The organism is Enterococcus sp. DIV0187 (assembly GCF_051713785.1).
In the GTDB taxonomy this organism is placed as follows: Bacteria; Bacillota; Bacilli; order Lactobacillales; family Enterococcaceae; genus Enterococcus_A; species Enterococcus_A avium.
On sequence record NZ_JBIOQO010000002.1, the window covers coordinates 965,385 to 979,021 of the forward strand.

Genomic DNA, 13,637 nt, shown 5'->3' on the forward strand with positions numbered 1-13,637 from the left:
TTAGTGAGATAATCATTAATGCTTTTTTCTAGCTTGAATCTCTTGAGTAGGTTTTGTAAGATAAAATAAAAGACAAGGAGGGCTAGCGATGCTTTTTTCTGATATTGTCAATCAACATTACGAAACACTTAATGAAGTGGATATCCAAATGGTTAAATACATCCATGCGCATCCCAAGGAAGTCACAACGATGGGAACCAATGATTTTGCGAAGGTTTGTCATTCATCAAAATCCTCCGTGATTCGCTTTACCCAAAAGCTGGGCTTTACTGGATTTAGCGAGCTGCGTAATTTTTTGAAATGGCAAAACAATCCAAATGATATTGGAAAAGATGCTGCCTTTAAAAGAAGAATTTTTTCAGATGCCCAACGAACAATCCGATATCTTGAAGAGAATAACTGGGAAAAAATCTATCAGGCTTTGGAGAATAGTCGTAATGTTTACTTGCTGGGAACAGGAGTCACGCAACAAAACCAAGCAGCTGAGCTACAACGACTCTTGCTGTTGATTGGCAAGCCGGCCCAAATGATTCCTGCCTCTTCACAATCCAATGAGTTCAAACGAATCATGGAAAACATTACCGAAAACGACCTGATTTTTGTCCTATCACTATCTGGAGAAAACCAGCACCTTTTTAATGTACTGAATGTCCTTTCCACCTATCATTCTACGATCGTTTCCATCACAAATATGCAAAATAATCTTTTGTCTGGCAGAGCAGATTATTCGCTATATGCTTCTAGCAGCCGTAGTCCGAACCCCACCGATTGGTGGCTTCAAACCGCTTCTTCCTTTTTCCTATTGATCGAAGCCTTTGCGTTTGGTTATGTTGATTATTGCCGCAGTAAAGAAGATTAGTAATTAACTGAACATGAAAACCATTTCTAACAGATTATCCAGATATTGTTTGATTATCTGATTGCAAAACTATTTTAAAATCTTCATAACAGAGAAAAGGTGAACGCTTGTATTCCTATCGCTTTGATAGTCTACGAGCGTTCACTTTTTTCTTACTTAAAGCTCCTCAATGTTGATAACGTTATTAAATGAATGGGGTGCTGGTAGTAGAAGTTGATAGGCATACTTGCTTCCGATGTAATAGGTTTCTTCAAATTGGGCGGGACGTCCGTCACTTAATGTGCTGTATAATGACAGCTTAAGACACGGATCTTGGCTGGATATTTCTAGAAACTTGGCATTCTTTTCATTCAAATAACCAACCTCAAACTCTTGAGTAGCATTACCTAATTTGAAATCGTATTTGTTTTCTAATAGATCATAGAGGGATTCGTGTTCCATATCCTCAAGCGTCGTCCAATAAAAAATTTCAGGCATTAAATAAGCGATACTCAGACACAATAATTTGCCATCGACGATTCGCAATCGCTTCAACAGAATTACATTTTTATCTGAAGGCAGATTGAAAAAATTCGCCATCTTCACTGGCATAGTAACACTTGCAGTTTCTAGTACCCTAGTTTCTAACTTGAGCTTTTTTTCCTTCATTCTTTTTGTAAAGCTTGAAAGTTGAGATACACCTTCAGATAGCTGTTTTCCTTTGACGAAGGTCCCTTTACCTTGGATACGATAGAGATAATCTTCAGCGACTAATTCATTGATCGCTCTAGTTACAGTGATTCGGCTGACATTGTATTTTTTGCACAATTTAGCCTCAGATAAAATCTTATCATCAGTATTCAGTTGTTTTGTCTTGATCGCTTGTACAATGTCATTTTTGATCAGGGCATATTTAAAGGGTTGTGTCTTTTCCATCTAACCACCTACATCCGTTTTAGTATCAGATATAAGTCAACTTATTAAGTTGATATATCATTGTTAAGCTTATCATAGCAGATTGACTGTCTTCTAACAACGTGTTACGCTTTTTATATGGTATATCAACATGTCAACTTTGAAAGGGTGAGTATCATTTTAACTAAGAATGTTGTGATTAACGGAGTGGAGGATGTCCGTTTAATTGAAGAAACTGTCGATCCGAAGGCTGTTTCAGCGAAGGAATGCCTAATCGAAAGTGAAGTTTCGTTGATTAGTGCGGGAACAGAATTGTCACGAGTTTTTGGACTGAAGAAGGGAGCAGTTTATCCAGTTCGTCCAGGATATTGCTCAGTTGGGAAAATTCTGGCGATTGGAGACGATTTAGCAGGCTTTAATGTAGGTGACAGAGTCCTTTTTAATGGACCGCATAGTAGTTTGCAGTTCTATGATCCAAGTAAAAGTGATGGAGGAGTTCTTTTCAAGTTACGAGAGGAAACTAGCTCAATCGAAGGCTCTTTTCTGATGATGTGTTGGATCGCAATGAACGGGATTTTACCAGCAGATGTCAAGTTGGGAGATACTGTTGCGATTTTGGGTATGGGAACTTTAGGCTTGATTCTATCGACTTATTATCAGCAAATGGGTGTTGAGGTGATTGCTTTGGAACCTATTACCGATCGTGCAGAATTGGCAAAATCTATTGGAGTTAACCATGTAATTAATTGTGCGCCAAATGATCAATATGAGTCAGTCATGGAGATTACTGAGAAGAAGGGTGTGGATATTGTTGTTGATGCGACTGGTTTATCAGAGAGTATTGAGACAGCTATTAAAATTGCAGGCAAATATGGACAAGTAATCTTGATGGGCTCTCCGCGAACCGACTATACAACGAATGTTACAAATTCCTTTAACGCGATTCATACCAAAATGTTAACGGTGATCGGGGCATTTAATCGCAGATACCCTTATCAAGAAAAAGAAGGCTCGAGACTCTCTATCCACAGAAGCTTAAAATATATTGAATCCCTATTAAACAAAAAAATCATTGATGTCGATCGTTTTATCAGCCATGTGATCGCTCCCACCGAAGAAAATCTGATGGAAGCATATGACGGATTGATGAATAAGAAAAATGAGTACACAGGGGTTATTATTGATTGGAATAAAAAGGAGGATTTAGCGTGAAATTTGGTGTAATTGGAACGAACTTTGTGACAGACTTTTTTATGGCGGGCGCTGCTCAAGTAGCGGAATGTGAAGTTGTCGCGGTGTGCGGAACCTCGTTAGAAAAAGCGAAAGGTTTTGGCGAAAAATATGGAATTCCTCATGCTTTTAATTCTTATCAGGAGATGTCTGAATCTCAGTTGATCGAGGCAGTCTATATCGCTATCCCTAACAGTTTGCATCACCCGATCACGACTTATTTTTTAGAAAAAGGTATTCCAACTTTTTGTGAAAAACCTTTAGCTGCCAACCATGAACAAGTAAAAGAGCTGATTGATTGTGCGAAAAAAAATCACACCTATTTACAAGAAGGATTAATCCCATTATACAATCCTAATTTTCAAATTTTGCGTGACAATCTGAACCTAGTCGGAAGGATTCGCCAAGTAAACTTGAATTTTTCTAAGTATTCCTCTAGATACGATGCATATTTAAGCGGTGAAAACCCTACAACATTCAGAAATGAGTTAGCGAATGGGGCCACGATGGATTTAGGCGTATATGTCGTCGCTGATTGTGTGGGACTATTCGGCAAGCCCAATAAAATTCTCAGTACAGCTTCATTACTGGATACAGGTGCAGATGTTGCAGGCTCCAGTATTCTAAGCTACGATGATTTTAATGTGACTCTTAACTATTCGAAAGCCAGTGATACAGTCAACACTTGTGAAATTTGCGGAGAGCTGGGTCAGCTATTGATTGATCAGCCAAGTCAGCCGCAAAGAATCAGTTTCATTGAAAGAAAAACCGGCAAACGCACAGAACTAGGTATTGCACCAAAAGAGAATTTCTCTTACGAAATTGCTGAAATGATCAATCAAATCAAGAAGAATGAAATCGAATCAACAAAAGTTCCCTTTGATGTGAGCTTGGCTATCCATGAGACGCTGACTGAAATGAGAAGACAATCGGGAATTGTTTTTCCGATGGATAAATTTTAGAAAATCAAACCTCATCGTTCATGTGTGACTTTACTTACAAATAAAAAACAAAGAAATCCGAAAGGCCATGGTTATTAATATTGTTAGCCATGATCTTTCGGTTTTTCTTTTAAGTTATTTTATGCGATAAAAATGTTCAGGCTTTGATGTACCTTCAGCATTTGGTTTAGTTGTTGACATTTGAAAGCTGAGTTCATCGTCAGAAAGTAAGATCACACTATATTGTGTTTCTTCACTATTCATGGGTGACAGAAGCCAACGTTTTCTTGCAGGTTGTTGACTTGAAACACTTACGTTAACCTTTCTGTTCTCAGTAGGAAATGAAATCGTGATAATTTGCTTATGCTCACTGAACGTTAGTTTATTGGCCGCGTCGCCGTTTTCCATTCGCCAGAGAAGGTATTCAAAAAAGCTTGATTATCAGTAATCTGCTGATCGGATATGTTGTTTTTTTGCATTACATCATTCAATTCTCTCACTGAAAAACAGATGATAAAATAAATGAAAAATAACGATAAAAGAACTAATAGTTTACCTTTATAAGAGTTCATTTTCCCTCCAAAATGTTTGCCAAGCTGTTTAAGCGAAAAATGGGAAGATAGGTTTGCTTACTTTAAATAGTATAACACGAAAAAGCTTTCGCTTATTCGGGATGTTGGTCGGAGATAAACAGAAAAGTGAGGGTGTCTCGTAGATTATTATTTGCAAATATAGCGTACACTAATTTGATAAAAATTCTAGATTATATTTAGTATTAGATGCAGTAATTTTTGACTTTGGAGGATTAAAACCAAGATAGAATATCAATGAAGGGAAAATAAAATAACAGATTTTCTTTTAGATAACATCTGAAAGTGAAGAGAAATCCTTCTTTGCTAAAAAATAACAAAATAAGCTGGTTGTCTCTTGGTGAATAGCTAATTTTATTCAAAATTATTATAAGAAATAAATAAAAAAGTTTAAGGTAAATTCCATTGATATTAACACTTTTTTTCACAATTTGTGGTTATCTCGTTAGATACCAGGTCAGAAATTACCTTGACAACTATAACAGAACACCTCATAATTTTTGGAGAATTATCGGGAGGTGGAATGATGGTGACGAGAATAGATACGAAGAAACTGCATAGTATTGGTGAAGCGGCTGAGATTTGTCATGTTTCTAGAAAGACGTTACGCTTTTATGAAGAGCTAGGATTGCTTGTTCCTGACCATGTAAGTCCTAAAAATGGTTATCGCTATTACAGCGAAGATACAGTTATGCTGATTCCAGTTTTGAAGTATTACAAGCAAATAGGGTTTCGTTTACAGGAAATGACAAAAGTTTCGAATACAACGGATTATTTCTACCACCAAAGGAACTTTCTTAGTAAGCTTGATGAGCTAAAAAAGGAAGAGGAGCGAATTCAGAATTGTCATGAATCGGTTTCTGATTGGGTAGGGCTTTTAAATGAAGGCACAATGGCGATAGAAAATAACATCACCAGTATCAGCCTGAAGTACATCGATCGCGATCAGTATTATTTTTTAGAACAGGGTTTTGAATACGATTACAAAAAATCCATCATCAATATTGAATGGACAAACTTATTGGAAACTACAGAAAGTGAGATTACCGGACCTGTCATCTTGGGTTTTGCGGATTATAAAGCAAAAGCTCAAGGAATGATTAAGCAGGCAACGGTCACTCAAAAGCCTGTACGAAACAGCAAGTTTCTATTACCGAGGCAAGCATTTGGCGGACAAATGTTTGTTTGCATGTATCATTTTGGGGATCAAAAAGACAGTGCTGATAAGTATCCGTTATTGGAAAAATGGGCGAAAGAACATAACTATGAGATTGGACCAAATTGTTATGAGCGCTATGTCATAGATTATTGGTCTACACAAGATACAAATAAATTTGTCACCGAAATTATGATACCAGCTACGAAATTGTAACATGATAGAGCTAAGCCACTTAAGTCGCTTAGCTTTTTTTTGTGCAAAAATGAAAATGATAATGTAATTATTCTGAAAAATGTGTAAGAGAAATGATCCTTGTCTTTAAGGGGAAGGTTTGAAAAAGGAAAGATTTTCATTGTTAAAAGGGCATTTATTCTTTCTTCATCAATAATTGAAAAATTTTCTTACCTTGTCATTCTAACAATTTTCACTTGTTTCGAGGTAAAAAAATGTGATAGTTCTTTTTATTTTCATTCAATTTTTTTTAATTCTGTATTAATCGGAAAGAAAATAGCAGCGGCACTTCTATGAAATTATTTTAATTTAAAAAGAGATATTACTTAAATAGAATCAAGCGATTAAAAGATTTTATTCTGAAGATTCTCGATTAATACAGTTAATTGAGAATCGAAACTGTTTTATAACAATACAATTGTGTTATACTTCACAAATTTTTAAAAATTTGGGGTTGACTCCTACCGTAAGGGAACAATCTACAGTGAAAATGCATAAAAAATGTATGCGATTCAATCGCGAATAGGAGGAACAATAGTGAAGTACGATGCATTAGGAATGGTAGAAACAAAGGGTCTAGTAGGATCAATCGAAGCAGCAGACGCAATGGTGAAAGCCGCAAATGTTTCCTTGATCGGAAAAGAGCTCGTTGGCGGTGGAATCGTCACTGTAATGGTACGTGGGGATGTTGGTGCAGTAAAAGCAGCTACCGATGCTGGAGCAGCAGCAGCCCAACGAGTGGGTGAACTATTATCTGTGCATGTCATTCCGCGTCCGCATGGTGAAGTAGAAACTATTCTCCCACATACAACGAATGAGTAAGGGGAATCAGTATGAATAGTGAAAAGAGTGTCATGCAAACAACGGTTTCTGCAGAATCGAAAATGAAAGCGGTTGGGAAAAAATTTCGAATCGCTGGACTCGGAAATGGTTTGTTTTCTGGGTTGACTTATGGGATTTATTCAACTTTGGTTATGGTGGCTAGCGGATATGATCCTTTAGTCAGTGCAGCGGGGTTCTTAGCAGCTCCTTTTGTTAGCTCGGGCTTAAACGATTTATTTGCTGGGATCTGGTTATTATTTTATAACGCAAAACATGGACGATTGAAGGAATTATCGCGGACATTGAAGACAAAACCTGGACAAATGCTGGTAGTTGGCTTTCTTCTAGGTGGTCCTGTGGCCAATGGAGCCTACCTGATCGGTTTAGCAATGGCAGGAGCTTACGCAATTCCAATCTCGGCAACGTGTAGTCTATTCGGTTCTTTATTTGCTTGGATTTTCTTAAAGCAACGCCCTACAAAGCGTGTTGTTTTTGGGATGTTGCTATGTGTTGCAGGAGCAATCGTCATCAACTGGGCAAAACCTGAGGGGGCACCGAATTTTACACTAGGAATTATTTGTGCATTGATTGCAGCAGTTTGCTGGGGGCTTGAAGGTGTCTTTTCAAGTTTCGGCGGGGCAATGATTGATACCGATGTTGCAGTGAACTTACGCGAGTTAATTTCTGGCTTAGTTGTCTTGATTTTGATTGTACCGCTTGTTGGCGGATTGAAACTGCTTGGTGGAACATTGACAGCAGGTATTCCGATTCTGTGGCTGGTTTTATCTGGATTAAGTGCTGCGGCATCATTTGTTTGTTGGTATAAAGCCAACTCAATGGTGGGTTGTGCAATCGGGATGTCTCTAAACGTGACCTACGCTTTCTGGGGCGTATTATTCTGCGTTCTGTTCTTAGGTCAAACCCTGACATCAACAATTGTTATTGGTTCAATCGTAATCGTATTAGGAGCCATCATTGTAACGATGAATCCTTTAGATTTATTCAGAAAAGGAGATGCATAGAATGGCGCTACCAACCAGAATGGCTGTTTTGAACTACATGTTTGATCATAACGAAGTAGATGTAAAAGAAGTCATGTCCGCTTTGAAAAAGGATTATGGCAGTGAAAAACAGTTCAACGATAAAATGTATCTCGATCATTTGTTGGCCCTTGAAGCAAATGGCTTATGTGAAATGACGAGTTACGATTTGGATAAGAATAGTGAATTAGTGATGCGCTATATGATCACGGAAGATGGGCGGCAAACTGTTTCTAAGTATGTAGATGCTGCTTATCGCAAAAGCTAAGGAGGTCTGTTAGTGAGATACAGAGGTGAAGAAGCACTAGGATTGGTCGAGACAGTCGGACTGGTTCCAGCATTAAAAGCTTGTGATGAAATGCTAAAGGCGGCCAATGTTGAGCTGATCTCGTATGAAAATATTGGATCAACACTGGTGACGATCATGATCAAAGGAGATGTTGCAGCTGTCGAAGCTTCTGTGGCTGCAGGAGCTAAGGCAGCAGAAGGAATCGGTACTCTGACCGCACAAAATGTTATGCCCAGGCCAATTCGGGCTGTAGGTGACATTGTTTCTGTTCATGATATTGACCAGTAGTTTAGGAGGGACAAAATGGAAAGATACGAAGCGATCGGGGCAATCGAAACATTTGGATTAGTTTTTGTTTTGGAAGCAGCTGATGCTATGTGTAAAGCGGCGGACGTTGAGTTGGTCGGTTATGAAAATGTGGCCTCTGGTTACATTTCCGTCATCGTAAGAGGAGATGTTGCAGCATGTAAGACAGCTGTTGAAACAGGTATTGCGGCAGTTGAAGAAATGGGTGCGGAGGTATACAGCTCCGTTGTGATTCCAAGTCCGCATATTGATTTAGGAAAGATCATTGATCGGTATTCGTTGGAGCAATTACTACCAGCATAAGGGAGTGGAAGTCATGCAGTTTGTGGATAAAGATCTAAAATCGATCCAAGAAGCCCGCATCTTGGTTGAATCCGCTCGCGATGCACATTTTTTACTAAGGGAATATGACCAAGAAACACTTGATCGCATGATTCAACGAATGATCACTGAGGTGCACCAGCTATTGCCAGAGCTAGCTGCTTTCGAAGTATCAGTTACGGGAAAAGGCAATGAACAAGATAAGACACAGCTATACCAAAGCTTTTTAGCTCAGTTTAATGATTCGTTGCAAGAGCAGGTGATCGGTGTTTTGAATACTAATGGAGTTCCCTTGAGTAAAATCGGGATACCATTTGGTGTTGTTGCAGTTATTTTACCAGCAGAAAATATTGTTTTAAATGCGCTATTTGCTACATTAAGTGCCTTAAAAGCAGGAAATACAGTGATTTTTATTCCGCCGAATAAAACGGAAGAGGCAGCGGCTAAATTAGTCGAAATTCTTAATCAGGCTAATTCTGGCTTGCCAAAATCCAGTTTCAGCCATATGGAAAATACTACAATCGAAGGAGTCAAAGCATTAATAGAGCAAGAAGCTGTCGATTTAGTGATTAATATCGGAATGGCGGATTATTTTGATTTACGGGCGTATCCTAAACCGATTATCTATGGCGGCTGTGGTTCAGTACCGGTTTTTGTCGAGCGAACAGCCAATGTCAGCCAGGCTGCTCAAGCGATTGTTTCTAGTCGTGCTTTTGATAATGGCTTATTGCCCTCAGCAGAGCAATTTGTTATTGCTGAAAGTGTGATTGCAAAGGAAGTAAAGGAGCAGATGATCGAGGCTGGTGCTCATTTCATGAGTGTTGCGGAAGAAAAACAGCTTTTGACTAAATTATTTTTAAGCAATGAAATAAATCCCAGTATCGTCGGAAAAGATGCACAAACGATTGCTGGAATCGCTGGATTTACTGTGTCAGAGAAGACAAAGGTCTTAGTATCGGAGCAACCGTATATTTTTGACGAGAATCCCTTTACCACAGCACTAAAATGTCCGATCCTAACCTTTTATTTAGAGTCTGATTGGATTCATGCCTGTGATAAATGTATTCAGTTGTTAAAGGAAAAGCGTAACGGACATACGTTAGCGATCCATTCGAATAATCAATGTATTATCAAAGAATTCGCTTTGAAGAAACCTGTTGGCCGCATGATTGTAAATGCAGGAGCAAGTTTAGCGGGAATTGGAATCGATTCCAGTTTGCCAGTCTCGCTGATTTTGGGTGGAATGACAACGGGACGCGGGTTCAAAGCCAAGAATATTACAGCAAAGGATTTAACCTATGTTCGTGAAATTGGCTACACGACGGTTAAGGAGCCGAGTAAAGGAGTTAACAAGCGAGTTTCAGATGAACAATTACTTATTGAGAAATTTTTACAAAAAATAATTGAGCAGTAAAGTGAGGGAAACAGATGGACATCAAAGAATTTTCAGCAAAATTAGCTGAAGCGACAAAAGAATTAAGCTCAGAAGAAAGACAGGCCTTGATGAAAATGTTTGCTTCTGTTTCAGACGAGGTCAAAAAGGACGACGTCGTAACAGAAATACTGGTCTCGGATGAGGGAACAGAGATTCCTAATGGAATTACGAAACGTTTGCAGGCATTGAAGGACAACTATTTAGAGCAAGTACCTTCAATTACTACTTATCGTGCCCGAGCGATTACAAAAATTGCCAAGGAAAATCCAGGCATGCCAAAGATTGTTTTGCGGGCAAAATGCTTCCGTTATTGCTGTGAAACAGCGCCGCTGGTGATACAAGATCACGAACTGATTGTTGGAGCACCCAACGGCAAGCCGCGTGCAGGCGCATTCTCTCCAGATATCGCATGGCGTTGGATGGAGGACGAAATCGATACGATCGGCAGTCGTCCACAGGACCCGTTCTACATTTCTGATGAAGACAAAAAAATCATGCGTGAAGAGCTTTTCCCATTCTGGAAAGGTAAATCTGTCGATGAATATTGTGAGGATCAATACCGTGAAGCAGGTGTTTGGGAGTTATCTGGCGAATCTTTCGTTTCCGATTGTTCGTATCATGCACTAAATGGCGGCGGCGATTCCAATCCTGGGTATGATGTCATTTTGATGAAAAAAGGCATGATTGATATTCAGAATGAAGCCAAGGCGCATCTGGAAGAATTAGATTATGAAAATCCTGAGGATATTGAAAAAATCTATTTCTATAAATCAATCATTGATACAACTGAAGGCGTCATGATTTATGCCCGTCGGATGGCGGATTATGCTGCAGAGTTGGCGGCGAAGGAAACCAATCCAAAACGCAAGGCTGAGCTTTTGAAAATTTCTGAAGTAAACCGTAAAGTCCCTGCCCATAAACCGGATACCTTCTGGGAAGCGATTCAAGCCGTTTGGACAATTGAATCATTGTTAGTCGTTGAAGAAAACCAAACAGGGATGTCAATTGGACGTGTGGATCAATATATGTATCCATACTTCAAGGCTGATTTAGAAGAAGGACGAATGAATGAATTCCAAGCCTTTGAATTGGCTGGCTGTATGTTGATTAAGATGTCTGAAATGATGTGGATCACTAGTGAAGGAGGTTCGAAGTTCTTTGCTGGCTACCAGCCGTTTGTCAATATGTGTGTTGGTGGTGTGACCCGTCAAGGGCGCGATGCTACCAATGAGTTGACCTATTTATTGATGGATGCTGTTCGTCATGTCAAGGTGTATCAACCTTCGCTTGCCTGTCGCATTCACAACCACTCACCAAGAGAATATCTGAAAAAAATCGTGGATGTTGTTAGAGCCGGTATGGGCTTTCCTGCTTGTCACTTTGATGATACACACATCAAGATGATGCTGGCAAAGGGTGTCTCAATTGAAGATGCGAGGGATTATTGTTTGATGGGTTGTGTGGAGCCGCAAAAATCAGGTCGTTTGTATCAATGGACCTCTACTGCCTATACGCAATGGCCGATTTGTATTGAACTAGTCTTGAATCATGGCGTTCCTCTGTGGTACGGCAAGCAGGTTTGCCCAGATATGGGTGATTTGTCTCGCTTCAAGACCTACGAAGAGTTTGAGGCAGCGGTTAAGGAAGAAATCAAATACATTACGAAATGGACAGATGTAGCTACCGTTATTTCTCAACGTGTCCATCGTGATCTAGCGCCAAAACCATTGATGTCAATCATGTACGAGGGTTGTATGGAGAACGGAAAAGACGTTTCTTCTGGTGGCGCAATGTACAATTTTGGACCGGGTGTTGTTTGGTCTGGCCTAGCAACTTATGCTGATTCAATGGCCGCAATTAAGAAACTGGTCTTTGATGAGAAAAAATACACATTGCAGGAATTGAATGAAGGATTAAAAGCTGATTTTGCGAATAATGATCGTATGAGAACGGATTGTTTGAATGCGCCGAAATATGGAAATGACGATGATTATGCCGATTTGATCGCGGCGGATCTGATCAACTTTACTGAAGCTGAGCACCGTAAGTATAAAACATTGTATTCAGTGTTGAGTCACGGAACCTTGTCGATTTCCAACAATACACCGTTTGGTCAAATGACTGGAGCTTCTGCGAATGGACGTAAAGCGTGGACTCCGCTATCTGATGGAATCAGCCCAACGCAAGGCGCTGATTTCAAAGGACCGACTGCAATTATCAAATCAATCTCGAAAATGTCCAACGACAGCATGAACATCGGGATGGTGCATAACTTTAAGATCATGACTGGTTTATTGGATACACCAGAGGGTGAAGAAAGTCTGATTACGTTGCTTAAAACGGCTTGTCATTTAGGTAATGGAGAAATGCAATTTAACTATTTAGACAACAATACCTTAATTGAGGCACAAAAACATCCAGAGCAATACCGCGATTTGATTGTTCGGGTAGCTGGTTACAGTGCTTTCTTCGTAGAGCTATGTAAGGATGTTCAGGATGAGATTATCTCACGAACAATGCTGACAAAAATTTAAAAAATAAGCTGGAGCTTGGAATGGATGGTAAATGTGAAAGAGGAACGGATAGAACGGCAAGCGATGATTTTCAATGTACAAAAATACAGCCTGTATGACGGTCCTGGGATCAGAACTATCGTCTTCTTCAAGGGATGTCCATTGCGCTGTCAGTGGTGCGCCAATCCAGAAGGGATCAAGCGTCGGTTTGAAGTCATGTTTAAGGAAAGTGTTTGTACGAATTGTGGTGCATGTGTGGATGCCTGTCCTTTAGGTATCCACTACATTGATGAACATGGGAAACATCAGGTGCGACGCGATATTTCCTGTAATGGCTGTCAAGAATGTGTAAATGCCTGTCCAATGAAAGCACTCAATATCACAGGTTCCATTATGACGATCTCAGAATTAATGGAAGTGATTCATGAAGATGATGCCTTTTATGAAATGTCTGGTGGCGGGGTAACCTTTAGCGGTGGGGAATGTACCGCGCAGCCTGAAGCAGCATTGGCGCTTTTAAAAGCATGCAAAGCGGATGGATTAAATACTGCGATTGAAACCTGCGGCCATAGTCACATGAGTAAACTGCTAGAAATGGCTGATTATATCGATCTCTTTCTATACGACATGAAGCACATGGACCCTGTGCGCCACAATGAATTAACCGGTATCAGCAATGAGAAAATCCTAGCTAATTTAAAGGAATTGTTGGTACGGGGCTATAAGGTCCAGATCAGGATGCCGATGCTGAAGCTGATCAATGACAGTCATGAAGAAATCAAAGAAATTGTGGAGTTCCTGCTACCGTACAAAGATTTTCCGAATTTTAAAGGGATCGATTTACTGCCTTACCACAAATTGGGTGTCAACAAATACGGACAATTAGGCATGGAATATCCGGTAGAAGGCGATCCGAGCTTGTCTGATGCTGATTTGGATCAGATTGAGTCTTGGATTGCTGAGTATGATTTTCCAGTACGAGTGGTGCGGCATTAAGGAGGCGGAAC

14 protein-coding genes are annotated in these 13,637 nt (G+C 39.7%); 12 read left to right on the plus strand and 2 right to left on the minus strand.

The genetic code is table 11. The features are described from left to right. Window positions 1-88 precede the first annotated feature (88 nt). Window positions 89-859, plus strand: coding sequence for a MurR/RpiR family transcriptional regulator (locus IGI52_RS24620; protein WP_016178655.1), 771 nt, complete (start codon window positions 89-91; stop codon window positions 857-859). A gap of 156 nt (window positions 860-1,015) precedes the next feature. Here the strand turns inward: IGI52_RS24620 and IGI52_RS24625 are convergent, their stop codons facing one another. Next, on the minus strand, window positions 1,016-1,774 hold the full coding sequence (locus IGI52_RS24625; protein WP_438782642.1) for a GntR family transcriptional regulator: 759 nt from the start codon (window positions 1,772-1,774) through the stop codon (window positions 1,016-1,018). Window positions 1,775-1,921: 147 nt separating this feature from the next. On the opposite strand from IGI52_RS24625, the gene IGI52_RS24630 reads away from it, so the two are divergent. Further along, a complete protein-coding gene (locus IGI52_RS24630) occupies window positions 1,922-2,965 on the plus strand; it encodes a zinc-dependent alcohol dehydrogenase (protein WP_438782643.1) in 1,044 nt (347 codons plus the stop codon). Then, the gene (locus tag IGI52_RS24635) at window positions 2,962-3,945 is read left to right on the plus strand and encodes a Gfo/Idh/MocA family protein (protein WP_438782644.1); all 984 of its coding nucleotides are present in this window, start codon (window positions 2,962-2,964) and stop codon (window positions 3,943-3,945) included. The genes IGI52_RS24630 and IGI52_RS24635 overlap by 4 nt, the downstream gene beginning before the upstream one ends. Window positions 3,946-4,301: 356 nt before the next feature. Here IGI52_RS24635 and IGI52_RS24640 read toward each other — a convergent pair whose 3' ends face one another. After that, window positions 4,302-4,496: a hypothetical protein gene (locus tag IGI52_RS24640; protein ID WP_438782645.1), complete on the minus strand. Its 195-nt coding sequence runs from the start codon at window positions 4,494-4,496 to the stop codon at window positions 4,302-4,304. Window positions 4,497-5,040: 544 nt separating this feature from the next. Between IGI52_RS24640 and IGI52_RS24645 the strand changes: the two genes are divergently transcribed. The 9 genes from IGI52_RS24645 to cutD all read left to right on the plus strand — a co-directional run bounded on the left by IGI52_RS24645 (window position 5,041) and on the right by cutD (window position 13,626). Next, complete coding sequence (locus IGI52_RS24645; protein WP_127979827.1) at window positions 5,041-5,886, plus strand: MerR family transcriptional regulator; 846 nt, start codon at window positions 5,041-5,043, stop codon at window positions 5,884-5,886. Window positions 5,887-6,441: 555 nt separating this feature from the next. After that, on the plus strand, window positions 6,442-6,726 hold the full coding sequence (gene eutM, locus IGI52_RS24650; protein ID WP_016178649.1) for an ethanolamine utilization microcompartment protein EutM: 285 nt from the start codon (window positions 6,442-6,444) through the stop codon (window positions 6,724-6,726). A gap of 11 nt (window positions 6,727-6,737) precedes the next feature. Next, window positions 6,738-7,748, plus strand: coding sequence for a DMT family transporter (locus tag IGI52_RS24655; RefSeq protein WP_102866471.1), 1,011 nt, complete (start codon window positions 6,738-6,740; stop codon window positions 7,746-7,748). Window position 7,749: 1 nt separating this feature from the next. After that, window positions 7,750-8,034, plus strand: a complete 285-nt coding sequence (locus IGI52_RS24660) for a hypothetical protein (protein WP_016178647.1) — start codon at window positions 7,750-7,752, stop codon at window positions 8,032-8,034. Between the two features lie 12 nt (window positions 8,035-8,046). Next, a complete protein-coding gene (locus IGI52_RS24665) occupies window positions 8,047-8,343 on the plus strand; it encodes a BMC domain-containing protein (protein WP_016178646.1) in 297 nt (98 codons plus the stop codon). A gap of 15 nt (window positions 8,344-8,358) precedes the next feature. Beyond that, complete coding sequence (locus tag IGI52_RS24670; protein ID WP_102866474.1) at window positions 8,359-8,664, plus strand: BMC domain-containing protein; 306 nt, start codon at window positions 8,359-8,361, stop codon at window positions 8,662-8,664. Between the two features lie 13 nt (window positions 8,665-8,677). Next, entirely contained in the window at window positions 8,678-10,096 is a 1,419-nt protein-coding gene (locus IGI52_RS24675) for an aldehyde dehydrogenase family protein (protein ID WP_438782646.1), read from the plus strand. Between the two features lie 14 nt (window positions 10,097-10,110). Then, window positions 10,111-12,651, plus strand: a complete 2,541-nt coding sequence (gene cutC / locus IGI52_RS24680) for a choline trimethylamine-lyase (protein WP_438782647.1) — start codon at window positions 10,111-10,113, stop codon at window positions 12,649-12,651. A 24-nt stretch (window positions 12,652-12,675) separates the two neighbouring features. Then, on the plus strand, window positions 12,676-13,626 hold the full coding sequence (gene cutD, locus IGI52_RS24685; protein WP_102872965.1) for a choline TMA-lyase-activating enzyme: 951 nt from the start codon (window positions 12,676-12,678) through the stop codon (window positions 13,624-13,626). Window positions 13,627-13,637: the final 11 nt, after the last annotated feature.

Coding starts and splice junctions, on each gene's coding strand:
- IGI52_RS24620 (WP_016178655.1), top strand. CDS start 89: ATGCTTTTTTCTGATATTGTCAATCAACATTACGAAACACTTAATGAA.
- cutD (WP_102872965.1), top strand. CDS start 12,676: ATGGTAAATGTGAAAGAGGAACGGATAGAACGGCAAGCGATGATTTTC.
- IGI52_RS24655 (WP_102866471.1), top strand. CDS start 6,738: ATGAATAGTGAAAAGAGTGTCATGCAAACAACGGTTTCTGCAGAATCG.
- IGI52_RS24675 (WP_438782646.1), top strand. CDS start 8,678: ATGCAGTTTGTGGATAAAGATCTAAAATCGATCCAAGAAGCCCGCATC.
- IGI52_RS24670 (WP_102866474.1), top strand. CDS start 8,359: ATGGAAAGATACGAAGCGATCGGGGCAATCGAAACATTTGGATTAGTT.
- IGI52_RS24645 (WP_127979827.1), top strand. CDS start 5,041: ATGGTGACGAGAATAGATACGAAGAAACTGCATAGTATTGGTGAAGCG.
- IGI52_RS24625 (WP_438782642.1), bottom strand. CDS start 1,774: ATGGAAAAGACACAACCCTTTAAATATGCCCTGATCAAAAATGACATT.
- cutC (WP_438782647.1), top strand. CDS start 10,111: ATGGACATCAAAGAATTTTCAGCAAAATTAGCTGAAGCGACAAAAGAA.
- IGI52_RS24640 (WP_438782645.1), bottom strand. CDS start 4,496: ATGAACTCTTATAAAGGTAAACTATTAGTTCTTTTATCGTTATTTTTC.
- IGI52_RS24660 (WP_016178647.1), top strand. CDS start 7,750: ATGGCGCTACCAACCAGAATGGCTGTTTTGAACTACATGTTTGATCAT.